This window comes from Streptomyces sp. NBC_01571 (genome assembly GCF_026339875.1).
GTDB lineage: Bacteria > Actinomycetota > Actinomycetes > Streptomycetales > Streptomycetaceae > Streptomyces.
Genome location: NZ_JAPEPZ010000001.1, coordinates 7182672 through 7207484, shown reverse-complemented (window position 1 = coordinate 7207484; position 24813 = coordinate 7182672). Strand labels below are relative to the sequence as shown.

Below are 24813 nucleotides of genomic sequence, written 5' to 3'. Positions count from 1 at the left end.
ATTTCAACTCCCTACGGATTACTTGCGATTACGCCTTTTGCCTGTTGCGGCGATTACCTATGACCATTCCGACCAGGACGAACAGTACGGCGACGACGAACATGGCCGTACCGATGACATTGATCTGAACGGGTGTTCCGCGCTGCGCCGAACCCCAGACGAACATGGGGAAGGTGACGGTCGAGCCGGCGTTGAAATTGGTGATGATGAAATCGTCGAAGGAGAGCGCGAAGGCGAGCAGTGCGCCCGCGGCGATTCCGGGGGCGGCGATGGGCAGGGTGACCCGCAGGAAGGTCTGCACCGGACCCGCGTACAGGTCCTGGGCCGCCTGCTCCAGGCGTGGGTCCATCGACATCACGCGCGCCTTGACGGCCGTCACGACGAAGCTGAGGCAGAACATGATGTGGGCGATCAGGATCGTCCAGAAGCCCAGCTGGGCGCCCAGGTTGAGGAAGAGCGTCAGCAGCGAGGCGGCCATCACGACCTCGGGCATCGCCATCGGCAGGAAGATCAGCGAGTTCACCGCGCCGCGCGCCCGGAAGCGGTAGCGGACCAGCGCGAAGGCGATCATCGTGCCGAGGACGGTGGCCCCGAGGGTCGCCCAGACGGCGATCTGGAGGCTGAGGGAGAGCGATCCGCACATGTCGGCGACCCCGCACGGATCGCGCCAGGCGTCCGTGGAGAACTGCTGCCACTCGTAGTTGAAGCGCCCCTTCGGTTTGTTGAAGGAGAAGACCGTGACGATCACGTTCGGCAGCAGCAGATATCCGAGGGTGACCAGTCCCGCGATGACGACGAGATTCCTCTTGAACCAGCGTACGAAGGCCATTTAGACCAGATCCTCCGTCCCGGACTTGCGGATGTAGAGCGTGACCAGGATGAGGATCGCGGCCATGAGGATGAAGGAGAGCGCCGCGGCCGTCGGATAGTCGAGGATCCGCAGGAACTGCGTCTGGATGACGTTGCCGACCATGCGGGTGTCCGTGGAGCCGAGCAGGTCCGCGTTGACGTAGTCGCCGCTGGCCGGGATGAAGGTGAGCAGGGTGCCGGAGACCACTCCGGGCATCGACAGCGGGAAGGTGACCTTGCGGAAGGTGGTGAACGGCTTCGCGTACAGGTCGCCGGCCGCCTCGTGCAGCCGTCCGTCGATGCGCTCAAGCGAGGTGTAGAGCGGCAGGATCATGAACGGCAGGAAGTTGTACGTCAGACCGCAGACCACCGCGAGCGGGGTGGCGAGGACCCGGTCGCCCGCGGTGAAGCCGAGCCAGTTGGTGACGTCCAGGACGTGCAGCGTGTTGAGGGCGCCGACGACCGGACCGCCGTCCGCGAGGATCGTCTTCCAGGCGAGCGTGCGGATCAGGAAGCTGGTGAAGAACGGCGCGATGACGAGGATCAGCACGACGTTGCGCCAGCGGCCGGCCCGGAAGGCGATCAGGTACGCCAGCGGATACCCGAGCAGCAGGCACAGGATCGTGGCGGCACCGGCGTAGAGCACCGAGCGCAGGAACTGGGGCCAGTAGTCGGACAGCGCGTTCCAGTACGTCTGGAAGTGCCAGGTGACCTTGAAGCCCTCCTCCAGGGAGCCCGTCTGCACGGACGTGGAGGCCTGGTAGACCATCGGCAGCGCGAAGAAGACCAGCAGCCAGAGGATGCCGGGCAGGAGCAGCCAGTACGGGACGAGGCGGCCGCGTCTGCGGGGCGGCTTGTTCTCCGGCTGCGGCGCGAGAGGCGGCGCCTCGGTGACAGTGGCCATCAGGCGGCCTCCTCCTCGACGCTCTCCACACCCGCGTCGATGTCCTGCGCCGCGTCCAGCCCGAAGGTGTGCGCCGGGCTCCAGTGCAGGACGACGTCGGCGCCGGGGGTGAGCCGGGGGTCGCGGTCGATGTTCTGGGCGTAGACCTCGAACTCGGGACAGACGGCGCTGTCGATGACGTACTGCGTGGAGACGCCGATGAAGCTGGAGTCGGCGATCTTGCCGGTGATGCGGTTGCGGCCGGCCGGGATCTCGCCGGCGTCGTCGGCGTGGGTGAGCGAGATCTTCTCGGGGCGCACGCCGACCAGGACCTTGCCGCCGGTCGTCGTGGGCGCCGCGCAGCGGGCCTCGGGGAGCACGAGCTTCCCGCCGCCCGCCTTCAGCACGATCTCGTCGCCGTTCCTGGAGTCGACCTCGGCCTCGATGAGGTTCGAGGTGCCGAGGAAGTTCGCGACGAAGGTGGTGTTCGGGTTCTCGTAGAGGTCGGCGGGGGCGCCGAGCTGCTCGACGCGGCCCGCGTTCATCACGGCGACCGTGTCGGCCATGGTCATGGCCTCCTCCTGGTCGTGCGTGACGTGCACGAAGGTGATACCGACCTCGGTCTGGATGCGCTTGAGCTCCAGCTGCATCTGACGGCGCAGCTTGAGGTCGAGGGCGCCGAGAGGCTCGTCGAGGAGCAGCACCTTGGGGTGGTTGATCAGCGCGCGGGCCACCGCGACGCGCTGCTGCTGGCCGCCGGAGAGCTGGTGCGGCTTCTTGCGCGCCTGCTCGCCGAGCTGGACGAGGTCGAGCATGTCCCCGACCTGCTTCTTCACCGACTTGATGCCGCGCCGGCGCAGGCCGAAGGCGACGTTCTCGAAGATGTCGAGGTGCGGGAAAAGGGCGTAGGACTGGAAGACGGTGTTCACCGGCCGCTTGTAGGGCGGCAGATGGGTGACCTCCTGGTCGCCGAGGAACACGGTGCCGGAGGAGGGTTCCTCCAGGCCCGCGATCATGCGCAGGGTCGTGGTCTTGCCGCAGCCGGAAGCGCCGAGCAGGGCGAAGAACGAGCCCTGCGGCACGGTCAGGTCGAGCGGTTGCACGGCGGTGAAGGAGCCGTAGGTCTTGCTGATTCCGGAGAGGCGGACGTCGCCGCTGTTGTCCGTGGTGTTCATCGTCGTCACGCCCCTGTGAGCTTCGCGAACTTCTGCTGATAGGCCGTCTCTTCCTTCGAGCTCAGGGAGCGGAAGGCGTGGGACTTGGCCTGCATGGCCTTGTCGGGAACGATCAGCGGGTTGTCCGCCGCCGACTTGTCGATCTTGGCGAGATAGGGCTGCACTCCCGCGACCGGGCTCACGTAGTTGATGTAGGCGGCGAGTTCCGCGGCCGGCTCCAACTCGTAGTAGTAGTCGATGAGCCGCTCCGCGTTCGTCTTGTGACGCGCCTTGTTCGGGATGAGCATGTTGTCGGTCGACGTCATGTATCCGCTGTCGGGGATCACGTAGCCGACGTCGGGACTGTCCGCCTGGAGCTGCACGATGTCGCCCGCCCAGGCGACGCACGCGGCGAAGTCGCCCTTGCTGAGGTCGGACGTGTAGTCGTTGCCGGTGAAGCGGCGGATCTGCCCCTTGTCGACGGCCTTCTGGAGGCGGGCGATCACCGCGTCGTAGTCGTCGTCCGTGAACTTCGCCGGGTCCTTGCCCATGTCGAGCATGGTCATGCCGACGCTGTCGCGCATCTCGGTCAGGAAGCCGACCCGGCCCTTGAGCTTGGGATTGTCGAGCAGGTCGGAGACCGACTTCACCTCGATGCCGTCGAGCGCCTTCTTGTTGTACGCGATGACGGTCGAGATGCCCTGCCACGGGTACGAGTAGGCGCGTCCGGGGTCCCAGTCGGGGGTGCGGAACTGGTCCGACAGGTTGGCGAAGGCGTGCGGCAGGTGGGACGGGTCCAGCTTCTGGACGTAGCCGAGCCTGATCATGCGGGCGGCCAGCCAGTCCGTGAGCACGACGAGGTCCCGGCCGGTGGCCTGGCCCGCGGCGAGCTGCGGCTGGATCTTGCCGAAGAACTCGTCGTTGTCGTTGATGTCCTCGGTGTACTTGACCTGGATTCCGGTCCGCTTGGTGAAGGTGTCGAGCGTGGGACGGTGTTTGCCGCTGTCGTCCACGTCGATGTACTCGGGCCAGTTGGAGAAGTCGACGACCTTCTCCTTGGCCGAGTGGTCGTCGGCGGACACACCGCCCTGTGTCTTGCCGGCCGCGGGGATCCCGCAGGCGCTCAGCGCCCCGAGTCCCCCCACGGCGAGCGCGCCGCCCGCGGAGGCGCGCAGCAGGGAACGGCGGGTCATGGCGGCCCGTCCGTTGCGGAAGCTGCGCCGCACGGCGGCCGCTTCGGCCGGTGTCAGGCGGTCGGGCTCGTACTGCTTCATGCGCGTGCTGCCCTTTCGGGAGGTCTCGGCCACGGATGGGGCGGACCGTTCTGCTAGCGGTCCCCGAAGATCGTGCGGTGCCAGTCCTTCCTGGCCACCGCGGTGTTGTCGAACATGACGTGCTTGATCTGGGTGTACTCCTCGAACGAGTACGCCGACATGTCTTTGCCGAAGCCGGACGCCTTGTATCCGCCGTGCGGCATCTCGCTGATGATCGGAATGTGGTCGTTGACCCAGACGCACCCCGCCTTGATCTCGCGGGTGGCGCGGCCCGCCCGGTACACGTCCCGGCTCCACGCGGAGGCGGCGAGACCGTACGGGGTGTCGTTGGCGAGCCGGATCCCTTCGTCGTCGCTGTCGAAGGGGAGCACCACCAGGACGGGACCGAAGATCTCGGACTGCACGATCTCGCTGTCCTGGGGCGCGTCGGCGACGAGGGTGGGGCGGTAGTACGCGCCGGCCTTGAGGTCCTGCGGGATCTCTCCGCCGGTGACCACGCGCGCGTAGCCGCGGGCCCGGTCGACGAAGCCGGCCACCCGGTCGCGCTGCGCGTGCGAGATCAGCGGGCCGAGGTCGGTGCCGGGGGCGAACGGGTCGCCGAGGCGGACGCTCGCCATGAGGTCGGCCGTCCTGCGGACGAACTCCTCGTAGAGAGGCCTCTGCACGTACGCGCGGGTGGCGGCCGTGCAGTCCTGCCCGGTGTTGATGAGCGATCCGGCGACCGCGCCGTGCACGGCCGCCTCCAGGTCCGCGTCGTCGAAGACCACGAAGGGAGCCTTGCCGCCCAGCTCCAGGTGGAGCCGCTTGACGGTCGCGGTGGCGATCTCGGCGACCCGCTTGCCGACGGCGGTGGACCCCGTGAAGGAGGTCATGGCGACGTCGGGGTGGCCGACGAGGTGTTCACCGGCGTCGCGGCCGGCTCCCGTGACGATGTTGATCACGCCGTCCGGGATTCCCGCCTCCGTGGCCGCCTCGGCGAACAGGAGCGAGGTCAGCGGGGTGAGCTCGGCCGGCTTGAGGACGACCGTGTTGCCGGCGGCGACGGCCGGGAGGATCTTCCAGGCGGCCATCTGGAGGGGGTAGTTCCAGGGCGCGATGGAGCCGACGACGCCGATGGGTTCACGGCGTACGTAGGAGGTGTGGTCGCCGGAGTACTCGCCCGCCGACTGGCCCTGCAGATGCCGGGCCGCGCCCGCGAAGAACGCGGTGTTGTCGATGGTCCCCGGGACGTCGAACTCCCGGGTGAGCTTCAGCGGCTTCCCGCACTGGAGGGACTCCGCCCGCGCGAACTCCTCGGCGCGGTCGGCCAGTACGGCGGCGAAGCGGTGCAGGGAGTCGGACCGTTCACCGGGGGTGGCGCCCGCCCAGCCGGGGAACGCCGCGCGGGCGGCGGCCACGGCCGCGTCCACGTCGGCGGTGCCGGCCAGTTCGTACGTGTAGACCTCGTCGCCGGTGGCGGGGTCGACGACCGCGTGCGTGCGGCCGGAGGTGCCCTTGGCCGGCCGGCCCGCGATGTACTGCGCGCCGTCGGCGAAACGGTCCTGCGCCTGGAAGCGATGGCCCGGATTGTGCATGTCGCTCTCCTCCGCCGTCCGCCCCGTCGCCACGGGGGCGGCGTGGCTCCGGCTCGATTTGAGTGCCGATCCTGACAGAGCTAAGGGACTCCAACAAGTGATTCCGTTGTTGCCTTTTGGTTACGCGACGGAATCTGTCGACCAGGTGTCGAGTCCCCACGGAAAAGGGGGGACGGAGTGTCAGTGGTGGATGCCAGACTCGCGTGCATGGGGAAGATCGATTCTTGGGAAGCGCTGGTCAGCGCGGTCGAATCGGGGACGCGCGTCAAGTACCTGCACTTCTGGGGACACCGGCCGCGGCCGGACGGCCAGGTGGGCGCGAGCTGTCTGAGCCAGTGGTGGCCGTCGCCGTTCGTGGTCGACGGTGTCTCCTACGCGACCGCCGAGCACTGGATGATGGCGGGCAAGGCGCGGCTCTTCGGGGACGCGGCGGCGGAGCGGCGCGCGCTGGAGGCGCCGAACCCCGCCCTCGCCAAGAAGGCGGGCCGGCTCGTGCGGGGCTTCGACGACTCCGTGTGGGAGCGGGAGCGGTTCGCCGTCGTGGTCGAGGGCAGCGTCCACAAGTTCACCGCGCATCCCGGTCTGCGCGCGTTCCTGCTGGGCACGGGTGAGCGGGTGCTGGTCGAGGCCAGTCCCATGGACCGCGTGTGGGGCATCGGGCTCGCTGCGGACGACGAACGGGCGTCGGACCCCGAGCGGTGGCGGGGGCCGAATCTGCTCGGCTTCGCCTTGATGGCGGCGCGCGAGCGGCCCGCCGGGACGGACGGCTGAGGGGCGCGGCCCACCCGGCGGGAAGAGGTGGGCCAGGGCGGGGCCGGCCGGTTCAGCGTGGCACGACGAGTGAGGTGGAGTACCCGTCGTCGCCGGTGAACGGGGAGTCGCCGCCGCCGTCGTCCGGGACGAAGAAGAAGATCACGACCATCCCGATGCTGAGGGCGATACCGACCGCTCCGCAGATGATCCCGGCCAGGGCCTGCCCCGGGTTCGTCGCCTCGCCCCGGCGGGCCCTGCGGCGGCCCACCACGCCGAAGATCACACCGAGCACACCCAGCACGAAGGCCACCGGCCAGAGGCAGAACACCACGGCCGAGATGATGCCGACCACCAGCCCGGCGGTCCCCATGCCGTTGCTGGGCGCGAGCGGAACCCCGGGCCAGCCGTAGCCGGTCGCGCCGGGATATCCGGGTACGCCGGGGTAGCCGGGTACGCCGGAGTGGCCGGGTACGCCAGGGTGGCCGGCGCCGGGCGGTCCGTACGACGGGTATCCGTATCCGTACGGGGCCTGGCCGGGGCCCTCGGGAGCGATGGGCGGCGGCGGGACCGGCTCACCGGCGGCCGCCCGCGGGTAGGGCGTGTGGCCGCCGGGGGGCGCGAAGGGGTTGTCCCAGGACGGGGAGGGAGGCCCGGCCGGGCTGCCCGCGGCGCCGGGGAACGAGGCCATCGTCGGCTGATCGTGCACGGAGGGCGAGGCGGGGACCGAGGGCGACGCGGGGAACGAGGGGTGCCCGGGAGCGCCGCCGAACCCGGACGACGGGGCCGGGTCCGCGGGCGGCGCCCAGGGGTTCGGCTCCGGGGCGCGGGCGGCGGGGGCCGGGTCCGCGGGGAGCCAGCCGACCGGGGCGGCCTGTCCGGCCCGGGGGTCCGTGGTGCCGTCGTACGCCGGGGCCGGGGGCCCGGAGGGGGAAGAGGGCCCGAGGCCCGCCGCGGGTATCGCGTCCTCGGGGTCGGCGGCCGGTGCCGCGTCGGCCGGCCGAGACGGCGTGGCCCCGTGGTCCGGGGACGCCCACGGCGTCCCGGCGGCGTTGCGCGGGGCCTGTGGCGCCTGGGCGTCGTCGGACATGGGTCCCCCTCTTTCGTGCGTTCCGTCATGCTACGGGCCCGGGCCCACACCGCGCGGGCCGCCGCCTACGATGATCCCCGAGTCATCGATCAGCCGATCACCCGCGTCCCCCGACCATGCTCCGGGGACGCCGTTCCCGGGGAGGGACCCCTTGACCGATCACCGCGACGCCCGTGATCTGCACGCCTTCATCGCCGGACTGCCCAAGGCCGAACTGCATGTGCACCACGTCGGATCCGCCTCGCCGCGCATCGTCTCCGCCCTCGCCGCCCGTCACCCCGACTCCCGGGTGCCGACCGACCCGGAAGCACTCGCGGACTACTTCACGTTCACGGACTTCGCGCACTTCATCGACGTGTACCTGTCCGTCGTCGACCTCGTCCGCACCCCCGAGGACGTCCGGCTGCTGACCTACGAGGTCGCGCGGGACATGGCCCGGCAGCAGGTCCGCTACGCCGAACTGACCATCACCCCTTACTCCTCCACCCGCCGCGGCATCGACGAACTCTCCTTCATGGAGGCGATCGAGGACGCCCGCAAGGCCGCCGAGGCCGAGTTCGGGGTCGTTCTGCGCTGGTGCTTCGACATTCCCGGCGAAGCCGGCCTGGATGCGGCCGAGGAGACGGTGCGGCTCGCGACCGAGGACCGGGTGCGGCCCGAAGGGCTCGTCTCGTTCGGGCTCGGCGGACCCGAGATCGGCGTACCGCGGCCGCAGTTCAAGCCGTACTTCGACCGGGCCCTCGCCGCCGGACTGCGGTCGGTTCCGCACGCCGGTGAGACGACCGGGCCGGAAACCGTGTGGGACGCGCTCAACGACCTGCGGGCCGAGCGCATCGGTCACGGCACGAGCTCCGCCCAGGACCCGAAGCTGCTCGCGCACCTCGCCGAGCACCGCATCGCCCTGGAGGTCTGCCCGACCTCCAACATCGCCACCCGCGCGGTCCGTACGCTCGATGAGCACCCCATCAAGGAGTTCACCCGGGCCGGGGTCCTCGTCACCATCAACTCCGACGACCCGCCGATGTTCGGCACCGACCTCAACAACGAGTACGCGGTCGCCGCCCGCCTCCTCGACCTCGACGAACTCGGTCTCGCCGCGCTCGCCAAGAACGCCGTCGAGGCGTCCTTCCTCGACCCGGCCGGGAAGACCAGGCTCGCCGAGGAGATCGACACCTACGCCTCGACGTGGCTCGCGCCCTGACCCACCGCACCACGGACACCCACGGTCCCGTCCCGGCTCCACCTCGGACCCACTCGCCGACCGGGACCGTCGCACGATCAGGTCCACCGCGTCATGGGCTCACTGCACAATGGGCCCATGCACACCGTGACCGCCGTCGCCCATCGCGGCGACCCCTATCGCGTCCGTGAGAACACGATCGACTCGCTGCGTTCCGCGCTCCAACAGGGCGCGGACGCCGTGGAGATCGACGTACGGCTCAGCCGCGACGGCGTCCCCGTGCTGCTGCACGACGAGACACTGAAGCGGCTGTGGGAAGTGGACCGGCCCCTGCGGACGCTCTCCGCGGACGGGGTGAGCCGCCTCACCGCCGGCGGGGTGCCGACGCTGGAAGCGGCCCTCGCGGCGACCGGTGACGGCCGCGTCATGATCGACCTGCCGGGCGGCCCCGACGCCCGGGTCGTCCGCCGGATCGTCGACGTCGTCCGCTCGTGCCGGGCCGAGGAGCGGGTGTACTACTGCGCGGGCGCTCCGGCCATGCTGGCGGTGCGCGCCGCCGACCCCGCCGCGGAGATCGCACTGACCTGGACGACGCTCGCGCCGCCGCGCCCGGCCCTGCTCGACGCCGTACGGCCGCGCTGGCTCAACTACCGCTTCACGCTGGTCGACCGGGACCTCGCCGCCCGGGTCCACCACGGCGGTCATCTGCTGTCCGTGTGGACCCCGGACACCCGGCGCTCCATGCGGCGGCTGCTCGACCTCGGCGTCGACTCGATCACCACGAACCGTGTCGACACGCTGTCCGCGCTGCGCGAGGGCCGGGCCGACCGGGGCTGAGCCGCCGTCGGCTCCCGCACCGGATCAACGGGATGCGCCGCCGCCATCGGCATCCGCACCGACACCGGCACCGGGGGTTCCCGCGCCTGCCGATGTGAGGCGGGCCGGCGAGGCACGACGGGCCGATTGTGGGTTACGGCCGTGTGCCGCCCCTCGTGGTGACGGTCTGGCCGGGGTCGGGTGTCGGTATGGCGGAGGGCGGGGAGAGGGTCGGGCGGGGCGTCGTGGACGGCGCGCGGCCGCTGGTGGGCCGGCCGGTCTGGGCGCTGGGGATGCGGGTCCGGGTCCTCCCGCCGGGGCGGGGCGTGACGGAGCTCGGTGACGCCGACGGGCCGGGCTCGGCCGGCGGAGTGCTCCGGGGCGGCGGACTGCTCGCGGGCGGCGGGGCGAGGGGGACGGTCGGGGACACGGGGGTGTCGGGGGCCGCCATGCGGAGGGGCAGCGCGACGAGGGCGGCGACGGCACAGGTCAGGCCGGCCCCGGCCGCGGCGCGCAGCAGTCTGCGGCGGGCCGCACCGCGGCGGATCGCCGCATAGCGGCCGGCGGGCGGGCCGAGGTAGTCGGACGAGGGCCGCAGGATGACCGCGAGGGGGTCGTCGGGTTCGAAGTCCGGACCGTCATCAGGGCGTGTGATCAAGGCTTCTCCTCAGATGGGCGCGGAGCAGTTCTCGGGCCGCGTGGAGATCGGCCTTGATGGTTCCTTCCTTGCGCCCGGTCAGCACGGACACCTCGCGGATCGGCATGTCAGCGTAGTAGTGCAGCAGGATCGGGACGCGCAGTCGTTCGGGCAGCGACTGCACCAGCAGCCGTACCGAGGGATCGGCCTGTTCGATCGGCGGGCGCACGGCGGCCTCCGCGGTGGCACGGTGCACGGCCCTGCGTTCGCGTTCGAGCTTGCGCCAGTGGTCCCGGACGAGGTTGGCCGCGGTGACGTAGAGGAATCCGCGGGGCTCCGCCACCGATGTCCAGCGGGCCCAGAGCCGGGTGAACGCCTCCGAGGCGATCTCGTGGGCCGTCTCGTCGTCGTCGACCAGACGGCGGCACCAGCCGGCGAGGCGCGGATAGAGGGCGGCGAACAGCTCGGACGCGGCCTTCTCGCGGGTCCGTTTCAACGCTCTCCATGGTCGTAAGTCACTCGTGGGGAAGGATCCCGGGCCGTCGGCACAAGGTCCAGCGGCCCGGGATCCTGGCGGCGGGGGGGCAGGGGCGGTGTCTCGGCCGCCGTGGCGGTGTCCGCCGCCGTGGCGGTGTCCGTCGCCGTGGCGGTGACGGGCGGTCCCGGCCGACGGCCGGTGGTCCCGACGGGTCCCGACAGGTCGGGGCGGCCCGTGGGACCCCGCGGGTCAGCGGCTCGCGGAGCTCAGCGTGGCGAAGGCGATCACGTTGTCGAGATAGCCGTCACCGGTGCGCCGACCGCCGCAGGTGATGAGCCGCAGCTCCGGACGGTCCACGTCCCCGTAGACCGCGTCCGCCGGGAACTCCGCCTTGGCGACCGTGCGTACGGAGTCGACGGTGAACACCGCCGTCGTGCCGTTCTCCAGACGCGCCTCGACACGGTCGCCCCGGCGCAACCGGCCGAGGTGCCGGAAGACCCCGTCCCCGTAGGCGCCGACCGTGACGTGACCGAGGATCACCGACGGACCGGTCTGACCCGGCGTCGGCGAGAACTGGTACCAGCCCGCCCGGTCGTCTGCCGTGACCGGAGGCACCTCCACACCGCCGCCCGGGGTCAGCCCCAGCCGGATGAGCGGGGTGTCGACCTCGATGGCCGGGATCCGCAACCTGACCGGGACCGAACGCCGCAGGGCACGCGCCGCGTTCGCGGAGTGCCGTGACGGCGGTGGCGTGGGCGGTGGCGTGGTTCCCCGGCGCGGGGTCGTCGTGGTCCGGTCCGCCGGGTGGCCACCGCAGCTCACGAGCAGCGAGGCCAGCGCAGCGGTGGCGAAGGCGCGCCTGGAGGGTGGGGTCATGCCCCGGTCGCCCGCCGGCGGCGTACGAGGAGGACCGCCGCGCCCCCGCCGACGAGCACCGCGGCGGCGCCCCCGCCGATCAGCGTGCCCTGCGATCCGGACCCCGTGGACGTCGGCGCCACACCGGTGTCGGGCGCGCCGTTCGGTACGACGGCGACCTGGCCCGGCGTCGACGCCCGGCTCGGTACGGGACTCGGGGCCTGGGCGTCGCCGCCCGGCGCCCTGCTGGGTTCGGCGCTGGGGGCCGGGGCGGTGGTGGCGCTGGGGCGGGTGCTCGGGCTCGCCCCGTCGGCGAACGCGGACACCGTGCCCACCGGCACGGCCAGGCACGCGAGGGCCACGGCGCTCAGGACTGTTCGGCGCATGAATCGCTCTCTTTCCTCGGACCGCCCGCCCGGTCACCCGGGGGGCTGTGTGGTGGATCGGGCGGAGAGACGACACAGCGGCGGACCGGGTTGTAAAGAACGGGCAAAGCCGTCGGGGGCCGGGGTGCGGCCGGCTCCGACGGCTCCGATTCGCCCGCGGGACCGTGGTCGTGACGAGACCGGCCCAGCCGGGGTCGCGGCCCGGCGCACCTGCCCTCGAAGCGTCGGCCGGTGCCACACTGTGCCCCCGGGGAAAGGGGTGGGCATGGGATTCGCTTTCCGTGTCGGTGTGGGTGGACCGAGCGTGCGAGTCTCCGCACCGGTCGTCGACGGACCGGCACCCGCCGCACCGCGCGGATCCGGTCGGTCGCCCCTTCGATCGCCCCTTCGGTCGCCCCGCCGGAGCGGGCGCGCCGCAAGGCCGAAGGAGCACGCACGGAAAGCGCACAACAGGACGCCCCCGCACATCCTTCCGGCACGTAAGGGAATTCGCCATGCCGCCCTATAGCCTCGAAAACCGGCTGGTCATCGGAATAGCCTCGAGCGCACTCTTCGACCTCGCGGAGTCCGACGGGGTGTTCCGGAAGGAAGGCGAGGAAGGCTATCGCACCTATCAGCGAGCCCATCTCGACAACACTCTCCGACCCGGTGTCGCCTTCTCTTTCATTCGCCGCATCCTGTCGCTGAACGACTTGAATCCGGAGGACGACCCTCTGGTCGAGGTGATCATCCTGTCCCGCAACGACCCCGACACGGGTCTTCGTGTCATGCGGTCCATCAAGTCACATGGCCTGCCGATAAGCCGCGCCATATTCATGCAGGGCCGGGCACCGTACAAGTTCGTGCGGGCCCTGCACATGTCACTGTTCCTGTCCGCGGACGAGAACGACGTCCGGGAGGCGGTGGCCGCGGGGCTGCCCGCCGGCCGGGTCCTCGGCTCCGCCGTCGCCGACGATCCGGAGGACAGGGATCTCCGGATCGCCTTCGACTTCGACGGCGTTCTCGCCGGCGACGAATCGGAGCGCGTCTTCCGGCAGGACGGCATAGAGAGATTCCGCGCCCACGAGACCATGAACGTGGCCACCCCCCACGATGCGGGCCCCCTGCGGGACTTCCTGCGCGAGATCAACAAGTTGCAGCGGAGAGAGGAGGAACGCCGCAGGGAGAACGAGGACTACACGATCCGCGTTCACGTCTCCATCGTCACCGCACGCAACGCACCAGCACATGAGCGCGCCATAATGAGTTTGAACAAATGGGGAGTGACCGTCAATGACGCATTCTTTCTCGGCGGCATCGACAAGAGTTCGATCATGGATGTGCTGAGGCCCCATATCTTCTTCGACGACCAGGAGATCCACCTCAAAGGAACCTCCCAGACGACCCCGAGCGTCCACATTCCCTTCGGGGTCGTCAACCAGGGGCAGAGCACCGATACGTCCGGGTAGATTTCCCGCACCGAGGTGCCGGGACCCTGCCAGTCGCCCTGTCGGACCGGGGCCGCCGAAAACCATTGCGCGAACACTCCTGGCCAGGGATGATGCCCCGCGTTGTTCGTGCGACAGGGGTGGAACATCTGTGAACCAGGAAGCCCGCGGTGGCGGAGCGGAATTGTCGGGAATGGTCGATCGAGTCCGCTATCGGGCTTCGTGGCAGCAGTCCCTGCCACTGGGCCTGATCCTCGGCGTCGTCGTGCTGACGCAGTTGTCGAACCCCTTGTTGTGGGCGCACCACCGGTCCGGGCTGACCGGCCTGCCGTTCGATTCGCGGGTCCTGGCCATGGTGCCGGTGTTCTTGGTCATGCTCGAACTGTGGGTGCTGAGCCACTACGTCGGGGTGACCCTGACCCCTGAGGCGGTCGTCGTCCACAACCTGCGCCGCCGGACCATCCCGTGGACCGACGTGGCCGAGGTCGCGGTCGAACCGGTCACCGGCGGTCGGCGGGTGGTCCTCTACGAGACGGACGGACGCCGCACCCCGCTACGAATGCCCAGCTCCGGTTTCCTGTCCCGCGACCGCCGGTTCGACGACAAGGTCGCGACGATCCGCAGCTGGTGGGTTGCCAACGGCGGCGCGGCCCAAGCCGCGGACACAGCCGGTGAATTCGGCGCCTGGGGGCATACCTACGGCCGGCCGGCCGAGCGTCTGGGCATGCGACCCGCGCCAAGCCGGTCGGTGCCCACGGCCCTGCTGCTCGGCTGGCTTGCGGCTGAGGCGGTGATGGCGGGTTTCGCCGTGGGGCCCGACGCTGATCACCCGACGCTCCTCGGCCGCATGCTCGGCGCACTCGTCGCGATCTCGCTGCTGCTGGGCGCGGGCTTCCTGAGCTTCGGCAGGGGCGTCACCCTCACCGCCGACCACCTGGTCATACGAGGGCTGCGGCCCCGAACCGTTCCCTGGGACGAGATTCAGGGGATCGCCGTCGAGCGCCACCGCGGCGGGCGCAGGCCGGTCGTCCTCGAAGCGGGCGGTCGCCGAACGCCATTGCCCGTACCGCGTGTCGGACGCGTGCTCTGGGACTCGGAGTTCGAAGCCAAGATCCAAACGCTACGTCACTGGTGGCGCACCCACGCGGAGATCGGCACGACCCCGGCCGAAGCGGCGCTCCAACCCCCGGACCAGCCACCGCTCCTTCCCTACCGCGGACCGCGTCCGTGGCAGAAGGGAGTGCTGGTCCTGGCCTGCATCGTCCTCGGCTACGAGATCCTCCTGTCAGTTCTGGTCGGAGCTCTGTTCCTCACCGTCGGTCAGTGAGAAAGCCTCACCGGGCGGCGTCACAGCCCCGCGATCGCGTTCCAGCGCTTCGCGAACTCCGTGCGTTCGGTGGACGTGATGTCGCGGGCGATGGCGAGCCGCTTGCGCATGGTGGCGTTGGGGAAGATCAGCGGGTTCTCGGCGAGGGCGGCGGTGTCCTTGTCGCCGGAGGAGGCGAGGACGTCCTGGGCGGCCGGGACCGGGCAGACGTAGTTGACCCAGGAGGCCAGTTCCGCGGCCACCTCCGGCTGGTAGTAGTAGTCGACGAGCTTCTCCGCGTTGGCCTTGTGGTGCGCCAGGTTGGGGATCATCAGCGAGTCGGACCACAGTTCGGCGCCCTCCTCGGGGACGACGAAACGGATGTCCGGGTTGTCGGCCTGGAGCTGGATCACGTCGCCCGAGTACGCCTGGCAGGCCAGTACGTCCCCGCTGACGAGGTCCTTGGTGTAGTCGTTGCCGGTGAAGCGCCGGATCTGGCCGCTGTGGACGTGCCTCTCGACCTGGTCGCAGATCCGGTGGAAGTCGCCGGCGGTCCACCGGGTGATGTCGACACCGTTGCCCTGCATGAGCAGCGCGAACGCCTCGTCCAGACCGGAGAGCAGGGTGACCCGGCCCTTCAGGTCGCCGGCCCACAGGTCGGAGACGTGCCTGATGTCGCGGCCGACCTTGCGGCGGTTGTACGCGATGCCGGTGATCCCCGACTGCCACGGCACGGTGGACCTGCGACCGGGGTCGAAGGCCGGTGAACTCAGCAGCGGGTCCAGGTACTTGGCGACGTTCGGCTGCTCGGCCCGGTTCATCCGCTGGACCCAGCCGAGGTGGACGAAGCGCGCGCACATCCAGTCGCTGATGACGATGAGGTCGCGGCCCGTCTGCTGGTGGTTCATCAGGGACGGGCTGATCTTGCCGAAGAACTCGTCGTTGTCGTTGATCTCCTCGATGTAGTCGACGGAGATCCCGGTCCGCTTCTCGAAGGCGTCCAGCGTGGGCCGCTTCGTGTGGTCCTTGTCGTCGGTGTCGATGTACAGCGGCCAGTTCGCCCAGGTCAGCCGCTTGTCGCGGGCGGAGAGGTCGACTCCGGCACGGTCACCGGGCGACACGTACGCGGCGGGCACCCCGCATCCCGCCAGGGCGCCGAGCGCCGCACCCCCGCCCAGGGCGCGCAGCAGGGACCGGCGGGACAGGGTCGGGGTCTTCCGCATCACTGGCACGCGGGCAGCATCCCGTTCCCGGGAACGCCGGGACAATGGACGCTGCGTCGAGCACTGGCCCACCGAACCGACACCCTGTCGATCAAGGCGCGACGGGCGGTCGCTCCGTACGGTGTCGTTCCGGCGCCGGCCGCCGGGGCGGGGGCTGTGACTGTGACGCCGGCCCACGACCCGTGCGGCGGCTTCGAGTCCGCGCACGACGACTTCGCGACCGTCGCTCTCCGCGCACTCCGGAGCGGTGGGACCGTACGGTGCCGCGTACGTCCCCCCGCGCTCCCGGCACAGCGCGGCGGCCCGGGGCCCGGCGAGCTCTTCGTGCCGCTCGACCACCAGCACACGCATACCGTCCAGTATGCCGCGCCGCCGTTCCCCCGGGGCGAGCCCTGCACCCCGTAGACCCCTGCTCCCCGGCGGACACCACTGACCAACCGGCCACCGGCCACCGACACCGAGCGCCGCGCACCGAGCACTGCGCGCCGGCGCGCAGAGACGCGGAGAAAAAGGAAACGCCGCGGCCCCGGACGGATCACCACCGTCCGGGGCCGCGCGCTGACCGCCTGGGGCCCTGCCTCACCGCCCGGGGCTACGCCTCCAGCGACGTCATCACGTGCTTGATCCGCGTGTAGTCCTCGAAGCCGTACCCCGACAGGTCCTTGCCGTAGCCGGACTTCTTGAAGCCGCCGTGCGGCATCTCGGCGACCAGCGGGATGTGGGTGTTGATCCACACGCAGCCGAAGTCGAGGGCCTTGGACAGCCGCATCGCCCGGCCGTGGTCCTTCGTCCAGACGGAGGACGCGAGGGCGTAGTCCACGCCGTTCGCCCACTCGATGGCCTGGGCCTCGTCGGTGAAGGACTGGACCGTGATGACCGGTCCGAAGACCTCGTTCTGGATGATCTCGTCGTCCTGCTTCAGGCCCGAGACGACGGTCGGCGCGTAGAAGAAGCCCTTCTCACCGACGCGGTGGCCACCGGCCTCCACCTTCGCGTGCGCGGGCAGCCGCTCGATGAACCCGGTCACCTGCTGGAGCTGGTTGGGGTTGTTGAGCGGGCCGTAGAGCACGTCCTCGTCGTCCGGCTGACCGGTCTTGGTCTCGGCCGCGGCCTTGGCGAGCGCGGCCACGAACTCGTCGTGGATGCCCTCCTGGACCAGGACACGGGTGGCGGCCGTGCAGTCCTGGCCGGCGTTGAAGAAGCCCGCGACCGAGATGTCCTCCACGGCCTTGGTGATGTCGGTGTCCGCGAAGACCACGACCGGGGCCTTGCCGCCGAGCTCCAGGTGGACCCGCTTCAGGTCCCTGGACGCCGACTCGGCGACCGACATGCCCGCGCGCACCGAGCCGGTGATGGAGGCCATCGCCGGGGTCGGGTGCTCGACCATCGCGCGGCCGGTGTCGCGGTCGCCGCAGATGACGTTGAAGACGCCCTTGGGGAGGATGCCGCCGATGATGTCGGCGATCAGGACGGTGGAGGCGGGGGTGGTGTCCGAGGGCTTGAGGACGACCGTGTTGCCCGCCGCGAGCGCCGGCGCGAACTTCCACACCGCCATCATCATCGGGTAGTTCCACGGCGCGACCTGCGCGCAGACACCGACCGGCTCACGGCGGACGATGGAGGTCATGCCCTCCATGTACTCGCCGGCCGAGCGGCCCTCGAGCATCCGCGCCGCGCCCGCGAAGAAGCGGATCTGGTCGACCATGGGCGGGATTTCCTCGGACCGGGTCAGTCCGATCGGCTTGCCGGTGTTCTCCACCTCGGCCGCGATGAGGTCCTCGGCCCGCTCCTCGAACGCGTCCGCGATCTTCAGGAGGGCTTTCTGGCGCTCGGCGGGGGTCTGGTCGCGCCAGGCCGGGAAGGCCGCCGCGGCGGCCGCCATCGCGGCGTCCACGTCCGCCTGACCGGACAGCGGCGCGGTCGCGTACGCCTCGCCGGTCGCGGGGTTGACGACCTCGGTGGTCCGCCCGTCGGCGGCGTCCCGGAACTCACCGTCGATGTAATTGCGCAGACGACGCAGCTCGGTGCTCACTGCCGGCCCTCCAAGTTCAGGTGTCCAATCGCTGAGACACCCACACTAATCCGTGCCTCCACGTTTTCAACACCCCCGGCGACCCCGTGACTGCGAAATCCGCAAGCAACGTCCCCGCAAACAACGAATTTCATCGCTACAGCCTTGCGGAACCGTCGAGACGTCGTGCACAGTGAGGTCGTGGCCAGTCGAAGCGCAGACCCCAGGGACTCCACCCGCGAGTCCAGGAACGGCAGTCCCCAGCTGGACTCCGTGTCCCTCGCCATCATCGAGCAGCTCCAGCAGGACGGACGCCGCCCGTACGCCGCCATAGGCAAGGCCGTGGGCCTGTCCGAGGCGGCCGTGCGCCAGCGTGTGCAGAAGCTGCTCGACCAGGGCGTGATGCAGATCGTCGCCGTCACGGACCCGCTCACCGTGGGCTTCCGCCGGCAGGCGATGGTGGGCGTCAACGTCGAGGGTGACCTCGACCCGGTGGCCGAAGCGCTGACCGCCATGCCGGAGGTCGAGTACGTGGTGATGACCGCGGGCTCGTTCGACATCCTCGCCGAGGTCGTCTGCGAGGACGACGACCACCTGCTGGACGTCATCAACAAACGCATCCGGGCGCTGCCCGCCGTGCGCTCCACCGAGAGCTTCGTCTACCTGAAGCTCAAGAAACAGACCTACATGTGGGGAACCCGATAGCCGTGAGCAAGGACCTCAGCCGAACCGCGTACGACCACCTGTGGATGCACTTCACCCGCATGTCCTCGTACGAGAACGCGCCCGTTCCCACCATCGTCCGTGGTGAGGGCACCTACATCTACGACGACAAGGGCAAGCGCTACCTCGACGGTCTCGCGGGTCTGTTCGTGGTCCAGGCGGGCCACGGCCGCACCGAACTCGCGGAGACGGCGTTCAAGCAGGCGCAGGAGCTGGCCTTCTTCCCGGTATGGTCCTACGCCCACCCCAAGGCCGTCGAGCTCGCCGAGCGCCTCGCCGACTACGCGCCGGGCGACCTGAACAAGGTCTTCTTCACCACCGGCGGCGGCGAGGCCGTCGAGACCGCGTGGAAGCTCGCCAAGCAGTACTTCAAGCTCCAGGGCAAGCCGACCAAGTACAAGGTCATCTCGCGTGCGGTCGCCTACCACGGCACCCCGCAGGGCGCCCTGTCGATCACCGGCCTGCCGGCCCTGAAGGCCCCCTTCGAGCCGCTGGTCCCCGGCGCCCACAAGGTCCCCAACACCAACATCTACCGCGCCCCGCTCTTCGGCGACGACCCCGAGGCCTACGGCCGCTGGGCCGCCGACCAGATCGAGCAGGAGATCCTCTTCGAGGGCCCGGAGACCGTCGCCGCGGTCTTCCTGGAGCCGGTGCAGAACGCCGGCGGCTGCTTCCCGCCGCCGCCCGGCTACTTCCAGCGGGTCCGCGAGATCTGCGACCAGTACGACGTGCTGCTGGTGTCGGACGAGGTCATCTGCGCCTTCGGCCGCCTCGGCACGATGTTCGGCTGCGACAAGTTCGGCTACGTACCGGACATGATCACCTGCGCCAAGGGCATGACCTCGGGCTACTCCCCGATCGGCGCGTGCATCGTCTCCGACCGGATCGCCGAGCCGTTCTACAAGGGCGACAACACCTTCCTGCACGGCTACACCTTCGGCGGCCACCCGGTCTCCGCCGCGGTGGGTCTCGCCAACCTCGACCTGTTCGAGCGCGAGGGCCTCAACCAGCACGTGCTCGACAACGAGGCCAACTTCCTGCAGACCCTGCAGAAGCTGCACGACCTGCCGATCGTCGGCGACGTCCGCGGCAACGGCTTCTTCTACGGCATCGAGCTCGTGAAGGACAAGGCCACCAAGGAGACCTTCACGGACGAGGAGTCGGAGCGCGTGCTCTACGGCTTCGTCTCCAAGAAGCTCTTCGAGTACGGCCTCTACTGCCGCGCCGACGACCGCGGTGACCCGGTCATCCAGCTGTCGCCGCCGCTGATCTCCGACCAGTCGACCTTCGACGAGATCGAGGGGATCGTCCGTCAGGTGCTGACGGAGGCGTGGGCGAAGCTCTGATTCCGCCCGGCTGATCCACAACGGCCCCGGGGCGCCCGTTCGAGTGAGAATGGGCGCCCCGGGGCCGCGTGCTGTCCGGCCTCCCGCCCCCGACTCCCTAGCGTGCCCAGTGACCGATCGGCCCTGTCTTCGTTCCCCCGTCCGGGGGATTGGCAGCGCAAATCAGATCTGAACGAGGTGTACGCGATGGTGGCCCCGCCGGACAACGACGTGCTCTGGGCACGCGCCCTGCACGTCAAGCACAACGGCTCGCCCGCGCTCAGCGGTGTCTCGCTCGGCGTCCGCGAGGGCGAGATCCTCGCCGTCGGCGGCCCGCGCGGCAGCGGCAAGACCACACTGCTCCAGTGCCTGTCCGGGCAGCTCCTGCCGCAGCAGGGCGAGGTCTGGTTCAACAGCGTGCCCGTGCACACCATGGGCGCGCTGGCCCGCGAACGCCTGCGCCGCGACCGCTTCGGCTGGATCGACCCCGTGCCCGTCCTCGTGCCCGAGCTGAACTCCTGGGAGAACGCGGCGCTGCCCCTGATGCTGCGCGGCTCCGGCCGCCGGGCCGCGAAGACCGCCGCCCTGGAATGGCTCGAACGCCTGGACATCGGCGACTGCGCCCGCAAACGGCCGCACGCCCTGCTCCAGGCCGAGCGGCAGCGCGTCGCCATCGCCCGCGCGCTCGTGCCCGCCCCCCAGGTGCTCTTCGCCGACGAGCCGACCGCCCCGCTGCACCGCGCCGACCGCGCCCACGTGCTGCGCACCCTCACCACCGCCGCCCGCTCGCACGGCATCACCGTGGTCCTCGCCACGCACGACGCGGACACCGCTGCTCTCGCCGACCGCGCCATCACGCTGCTCGACGGACGGCGCGTGAACACCGTCCACCTGCCCCCGGTCACCGAGACGGAAGGCCGGGCCGCGTGCTCGCTCTCCGTCTAGCCCGCGGGGCACATCCCCTGGTCCAACTGCGCAGGCTGCTGGTCGTCGCCGCGTCGGCGGGCACCGGCTTCCTGCTGCTGAGCGCGCTGGGATACGCCATGGCGCATCCCGACGCCTCGACCGGCTCGGTGCTCCGGCTGCTGTGGTGCCTCGCGCCCGTCGCCGCCAGCGTCCACCTCGCGGTCGCGGTCGCCCGTACGGATCCGGGGACCCGGCCCCGCCCCGGACTCGCGGCGGTCGGACTCGGCCCCGGGCGCCTCATGGCCGTCTCTGCGGTGACCACCGCCCTGTCGACCACGCTGGGCTCGATGCTCGCGCTGCTCGTCTTCCTGCACCTGCGCGGCGATCTGGCGGGCATGCCCTTCGACGGCTCCGCGACGGCCTTCCTCGCCGCCGACCAGCCACTGCCGCTGCCCGCGACCCTGACCCTGCTGCTCCTGGTGCCGCTCGCCGCGTCGCTGGCCAGTGCGGTCGCACTGCGCCCGCGGAGCCTCGGCCGCGGCCGGGCGGGCCGGCCGAGAGCCACCGTCGCGGGAGCCCCCGGCACGTCCGGGGACTCCGCTCCCGTGACGGCCGAGTCCGCCCCGGACGCCGACCACCCGGAACTCCCGCCGGACCCGCAACCGCTCGCGCCTCCGCTTCCCGCGCCCGCCGGACTGCCCTGGGGCACCGCCGTCATCGCGGCGGGGCTCGCCGTGGAGTCGTACGGGAGCCGTTCCGGAGCCGCACCCGGCTCCGACCTGACGAGCCGGTTCGCGGGCAGCCCCGCCGGGGTGCTGGGCGGCTGGGCCCTCACCGCGGTCGGACTGGCCCTGGCCGGACCCGCGATCACCCACCTGTGCGGGTGGCTGCTCCAGGCCGTGCGCCCCGGCGCACTGCGCCTGCTCGCCGGGCGCGGTCTCCAGGGGGAGGCCCGGCGCATCGGGCGCCCGCTGGGAGTGGTGTGCGCGGTGGCGTCGGGCGCGTACGCCGTGGCGACCGTATACGCGGGAGCGCGGCCCTCGATCGGGCCGCTCAGCACGCTCGGAGCGCTGCTCGTGGCCGGGTGCGCCGTCGCGACGCTGTTCACGGCGGCGCTGGAGACCAAGCAGGTGCGTGCCGACACCACGGCGGCGCTGCTGCGGCTGGGGGCACCCGCCTCGGTGCTGCGCGGCGCGGCGCTGCTGCGCGCGGGCATGCTGCTCGCCGTGTTCGGCCCGCTGACCTGGCTGGTCGCGGAGCTGGCCGCGATGCCGCTGGCCCGCTGAACAGAGGTACGAAACGTCTTCGCCGCGACCGATGAGTTCCGCGCGGACGGACGGTCCACCTCTCCGTACGGCACACGACTTCACCTCCACCGGGAGAGACCGCTCATGTACCAGCAGATGATCTTCGTGAACCTCGCCGTGAACGACGTCGACGCCTCGAAGAAGTTCTTCACCGAGCTCGGCTACACGATCAACCCGCAGTTCTCGACGGACGACTGCGCCTGTGTCGTCATCAGCGACACGATCGTCGCGATGCTGCTGAGCAAGCAGCGCTACGCGGACTTCACGAAGAAGGAGATCGCCGACCCGGCCCGGACCAGCGAGGTGCTGCTGTGTCTGAGCGCCGAGAGCCGCGAGAAGGTGGACGAGCTGTGCGACAAGGCCCTCTCGGCGGGCGGTTCGGGCACGCGGGAGGCCCAGGACCACGGCTACATGTACGGCCGTTCCTTCGACGACCCGGACGGCCACACCTGGGAGGTCATGTGGATGGACCCGGCGGCCGTCCAGGGCTGAGTGTCGCGGGCGCCCGGAGCCGGCGGCCGTCGCGGCCTGATGCCCGCGGCCGCCAACGCCCCGCCCCCGGGCCCGTTTTGACCCACCCCCTAGCATGGCCGCGTGCAGCCAACTCCCCTCCACGCCGGTCACGACCGTGAGATCGAGTCCCTCGCCGAGTTCGACGAGGTCGTCTCCGAGCGCGGCTCGCTCACCCGGTTCCGTGTCCAGTCCGTGGATCTGACGGACCGTACGGACGCCCTGCTCTCCGTGGACACCTCGGGCGCCGTCTTCCTCGGCTGCCCGATGGATCCCCGGACGGCGGCTCGCGTGAGAGCCACGGGCGCGCTGGTCTTCCCGCCCATACCGGGGCTGCCCTTCGATCCGTACCGGGGAATGCTCCACTCCCCCGACGAGCTCTTCGAGTCCCTCGACGCCGGGTACGAGGCGACACCGGACGCCCGCACGTACACCTGGTTCCAGCAGACCAAGGCCGACGGCGACGTCTTCGCGTCGATGCTGCGCTCGATCCACGACGACGCGGTGTCGGACGCCCTCGACGAACTCCTCGTCGGCACACGGGTGGTGGGCGTGATGGGCGGTCACGCCATGGCGCGCGGCACCCGGGCGTACGAGGGCGCGGCGCTGCTCGGCCGCGAACTGGCGCGCTCCGGCCTCATGGTGGCCACCGGCGGCGGGCCGGGCGCGATGGAGGCCGCGAACCTCGGCGCGTACGCGGCCCCGTTCGACGACGCGATGCTCACCGAGGCACTCCGGTTGCTCGCCGGGGCACCTTCGTTCAGGCCCTCGATCACCGACTGGGCGCGGGCCGCGTTCACGGTGCGGGACCGCTGGCCCGCCGGTGGCGCCTCGGTCGGTCTCCCGACCTGGTTCTACGGTCACGAGCCGCCGAACCCGTTCGCCGCGCACATCGCCAAGTACTTCGCCAACGCGACCCGTGAGGACGGGCTGTTGGCCCGCTCGGACGCGGGCGTCGTCTTCCTGCCGGGTGCCGCCGGGACCGTACAGGAGATCTTCGACAACGCGACCCCGAACTACTACGAGTCGCGCGGGGAGCCCACCCCGATGGTGCTCGTGGACCGCGCGCACTGGACGGAGCGGTACCCGACCTGGCCTCTCCTCCAATCCCTCGCCCGTGAGCGGTCGATGGAGTCCCGGATCGCTCTGGTGGACCGGATCGAGGAAGCCCCGGAGGCTCTCAAACGCCTCGGTGGTTAACGACATGGCAAAGCCGACGGCACGGCAGGGCATATGCATTGACAGCACTTAGCTGGCACTTATAGACCTGTGTGGCCTAAGGGAGTCCTGTTGCCACAGCAGAACTCCCCTCAAACCCCCCGCAGTTGCGCAATCTGTGAAGGGCAATCGTGTCCATATCTCGCCGTACCGCACGTTCAGTGCGCATCCTCGGTGTTGCCTCCGCCACGGCCGCGCTCGCGCTCGGTGTCGCCGGCAACGCACTTGCTTGCAACATCCGTGACTTCTCGGCCGTCGCCTCGTGCGACGACAACGGGAAGGGCATCATCACCGTGACCGACAACGACGCCTCCGGCGTCGAGGCCACGGTCTCCGTCTTCCTCGAGGCCAACGGCGCGGACGCCCGCCAGGTCGGCTCCGAGACGGTCAAGGGCACCCGTGAGGGCGCCACTGTCACCTTCTCCGAGGACTGGGCGCCCAACGCCACGTACCGTATCCACGTCACGGCCGGGAAGATCGTCAACGAGGACGTCACCCCCCAGCTGACCACGCCCTCCAAGGCGTGCAAGTCCGAGGAGTCGTCCTCTCCGACGCCCAAGCCGTCGGAGACCTCCTCCTCGCCCGCCCCCTCGGAGTCGGCTTCCGCGACCCCGTCGGAGTCGGAGAGCAGCGCCGCGCCCGCGACGCCGGGAGACAACGCCCCGTCCCCCGCGGTCGGTGACTCCAACCTCGCCGAGACCGGTGCGAACTCCAACACCCCGATGATCGCCGGCATCGCCGGTGCCTTCGTGGTCGTCGGCGGCGGAGCGGTCTTCTTCGGTATGCGCCGCCGCGGCGCCTCGAAGGCCGGCTGAACCGCACCACGCCTGTAGGACCGTGTGGCCCGTCCCCTCCCGGAGGGGGCGGGCCACACGTCTGTGCGGGAGCACTGGTTGAAGGGCGTCCACCACCCGAATGCGGCCGGCGAGGA

23 protein-coding genes and 1 pseudogene are annotated in these 24813 nt (G+C 70.6%); 12 read left to right on the top strand and 12 right to left on the bottom strand.

The window, feature by feature from the left end; translation table 11 throughout:
* Positions 1-28: 28 nt before the first annotated feature.
* Genes OHB41_RS32550 through OHB41_RS32530 form a run of 5 tightly spaced genes read right to left on the bottom strand, consistent with a single transcriptional unit; the run spans position 29 to position 5734 of the window.
* Entirely contained in the window at positions 29-829 is an 801-nt protein-coding gene (locus OHB41_RS32550; protein ID WP_266701775.1) for an ABC transporter permease, read from the bottom strand.
* Positions 830-1753 (bottom strand): ABC transporter permease, encoded by a 924-nt coding sequence (locus OHB41_RS32545; protein ID WP_266701773.1) that lies wholly within the window; start codon positions 1751-1753, stop codon positions 830-832.
* Positions 1753-2916: an ABC transporter ATP-binding protein gene (locus OHB41_RS32540; protein ID WP_266701771.1), complete on the bottom strand. Its 1164-nt coding sequence runs from the start codon at positions 2914-2916 to the stop codon at positions 1753-1755. The genes OHB41_RS32545 and OHB41_RS32540 overlap by 1 nt, the downstream gene beginning before the upstream one ends.
* Positions 2913-4160 (bottom strand): ABC transporter substrate-binding protein, encoded by a 1248-nt coding sequence (locus OHB41_RS32535; RefSeq protein WP_266701769.1) that lies wholly within the window; start codon positions 4158-4160, stop codon positions 2913-2915. The genes OHB41_RS32540 and OHB41_RS32535 overlap by 4 nt, the downstream gene beginning before the upstream one ends.
* Before the next feature lie 53 nt (positions 4161-4213).
* A complete protein-coding gene (locus OHB41_RS32530; protein WP_266701767.1) occupies positions 4214-5734 on the bottom strand; it encodes a gamma-aminobutyraldehyde dehydrogenase in 1521 nt (506 codons plus the stop codon).
* Between the two features lie 207 nt (positions 5735-5941).
* Here OHB41_RS32530 and ybiA point away from each other — a divergent pair, with 207 nt between their 5' ends.
* Positions 5942-6505: a riboflavin biosynthesis intermediates N-glycosidase gene (ybiA, locus tag OHB41_RS32525; protein WP_266701765.1), complete on the top strand. Its 564-nt coding sequence runs from the start codon at positions 5942-5944 to the stop codon at positions 6503-6505.
* 52 nt (positions 6506-6557) lie between these two features.
* Here the strand turns inward: ybiA and OHB41_RS32520 are convergent, their stop codons facing one another.
* Positions 6558-7574 carry a DUF4190 domain-containing protein gene (locus OHB41_RS32520; protein ID WP_266701763.1) on the bottom strand — a complete coding sequence of 339 codons (1017 nt, stop codon included), beginning with the start codon at positions 7572-7574 and terminating at the stop codon, positions 6558-6560.
* A gap of 27 nt (positions 7575-7601) precedes the next feature.
* On the opposite strand from OHB41_RS32520, the pseudogene OHB41_RS32515 reads away from it, so the two are divergent.
* Both OHB41_RS32515 and OHB41_RS32510 read left to right on the top strand, forming a co-directional pair.
* Positions 7602-8775, top strand: a pseudogene (locus OHB41_RS32515) (adenosine deaminase).
* A gap of 117 nt (positions 8776-8892) precedes the next feature.
* A complete protein-coding gene (locus OHB41_RS32510; protein ID WP_266701759.1) occupies positions 8893-9591 on the top strand; it encodes a glycerophosphodiester phosphodiesterase in 699 nt (232 codons plus the stop codon).
* 133 nt (positions 9592-9724) lie between these two features.
* Here OHB41_RS32510 and OHB41_RS32505 read toward each other — a convergent pair whose 3' ends face one another.
* The 4 genes from OHB41_RS32505 to OHB41_RS32490 form a co-directional block, all read right to left on the bottom strand.
* Positions 9725-10228, bottom strand: a complete 504-nt coding sequence (locus tag OHB41_RS32505) for a hypothetical protein (RefSeq protein WP_266701757.1) — start codon at positions 10226-10228, stop codon at positions 9725-9727.
* On the bottom strand, positions 10212-10703 hold the full coding sequence (locus OHB41_RS32500; RefSeq protein WP_266701755.1) for an RNA polymerase sigma factor: 492 nt from the start codon (positions 10701-10703) through the stop codon (positions 10212-10214). The genes OHB41_RS32505 and OHB41_RS32500 overlap by 17 nt, the downstream gene beginning before the upstream one ends.
* 231 nt (positions 10704-10934) lie before the next feature.
* Entirely contained in the window at positions 10935-11561 is a 627-nt protein-coding gene (locus tag OHB41_RS32495; protein ID WP_266701753.1) for a class F sortase, read from the bottom strand.
* Positions 11558-11926 (bottom strand): Tat pathway signal sequence domain protein, encoded by a 369-nt coding sequence (locus OHB41_RS32490; protein ID WP_266701751.1) that lies wholly within the window; start codon positions 11924-11926, stop codon positions 11558-11560. Before OHB41_RS32490 ends, OHB41_RS32495 begins: the two co-directional genes overlap by 4 nt.
* Before the next feature lie 494 nt (positions 11927-12420).
* On the opposite strand from OHB41_RS32490, the gene OHB41_RS32485 reads away from it, so the two are divergent.
* Both OHB41_RS32485 and OHB41_RS32480 read left to right on the top strand, forming a co-directional pair.
* Positions 12421-13374 (top strand): 5'-nucleotidase, encoded by a 954-nt coding sequence (locus OHB41_RS32485; RefSeq protein WP_266701749.1) that lies wholly within the window; start codon positions 12421-12423, stop codon positions 13372-13374.
* A gap of 172 nt (positions 13375-13546) precedes the next feature.
* Entirely contained in the window at positions 13547-14680 is a 1134-nt protein-coding gene (locus OHB41_RS32480) for a hypothetical protein (RefSeq protein ID WP_266701747.1), read from the top strand.
* 20 nt (positions 14681-14700) lie between these two features.
* Here the strand turns inward: OHB41_RS32480 and OHB41_RS32475 are convergent, their stop codons facing one another.
* Both OHB41_RS32475 and OHB41_RS32470 read right to left on the bottom strand, forming a co-directional pair.
* Entirely contained in the window at positions 14701-15882 is a 1182-nt protein-coding gene (locus OHB41_RS32475; RefSeq protein WP_266706304.1) for a polyamine ABC transporter substrate-binding protein, read from the bottom strand.
* Between the two features lie 592 nt (positions 15883-16474).
* Positions 16475-17914 (bottom strand): gamma-aminobutyraldehyde dehydrogenase, encoded by a 1440-nt coding sequence (locus OHB41_RS32470; RefSeq protein WP_266701745.1) that lies wholly within the window; start codon positions 17912-17914, stop codon positions 16475-16477.
* 165 nt (positions 17915-18079) lie between these two features.
* Here OHB41_RS32470 and OHB41_RS32465 point away from each other — a divergent pair, with 165 nt between their 5' ends.
* The 7 genes from OHB41_RS32465 to OHB41_RS32435 all read left to right on the top strand — a co-directional run bounded on the left by OHB41_RS32465 (position 18080) and on the right by OHB41_RS32435 (position 24697).
* The gene (locus tag OHB41_RS32465; RefSeq protein WP_148010704.1) at positions 18080-18598 is read left to right on the top strand and encodes an Lrp/AsnC family transcriptional regulator; all 519 of its coding nucleotides are present in this window, start codon (positions 18080-18082) and stop codon (positions 18596-18598) included.
* A complete protein-coding gene (locus tag OHB41_RS32460; protein WP_266701742.1) occupies positions 18583-19962 on the top strand; it encodes an aspartate aminotransferase family protein in 1380 nt (459 codons plus the stop codon). The genes OHB41_RS32465 and OHB41_RS32460 overlap by 16 nt, the downstream gene beginning before the upstream one ends.
* 186 nt (positions 19963-20148) lie before the next feature.
* Positions 20149-20886: an ABC transporter ATP-binding protein gene (locus OHB41_RS32455; protein ID WP_266701740.1), complete on the top strand. Its 738-nt coding sequence runs from the start codon at positions 20149-20151 to the stop codon at positions 20884-20886.
* The gene (locus OHB41_RS32450; RefSeq protein ID WP_266701739.1) at positions 20868-22133 is read left to right on the top strand and encodes a hypothetical protein; all 1266 of its coding nucleotides are present in this window, start codon (positions 20868-20870) and stop codon (positions 22131-22133) included. Before OHB41_RS32455 ends, OHB41_RS32450 begins: the two co-directional genes overlap by 19 nt.
* A 105-nt stretch (positions 22134-22238) precedes the next feature.
* Positions 22239-22646 (top strand): VOC family protein, encoded by a 408-nt coding sequence (locus OHB41_RS32445; protein ID WP_266701737.1) that lies wholly within the window; start codon positions 22239-22241, stop codon positions 22644-22646.
* Positions 22647-22748: 102 nt separating this feature from the next.
* Positions 22749-23864, top strand: a complete 1116-nt coding sequence (locus OHB41_RS32440; RefSeq protein ID WP_266701736.1) for an LOG family protein — start codon at positions 22749-22751, stop codon at positions 23862-23864.
* Between the two features lie 149 nt (positions 23865-24013).
* Positions 24014-24697: an LAETG motif-containing sortase-dependent surface protein gene (locus tag OHB41_RS32435; protein ID WP_266701735.1), complete on the top strand. Its 684-nt coding sequence runs from the start codon at positions 24014-24016 to the stop codon at positions 24695-24697.
* Positions 24698-24813 lie beyond the last annotated feature (116 nt).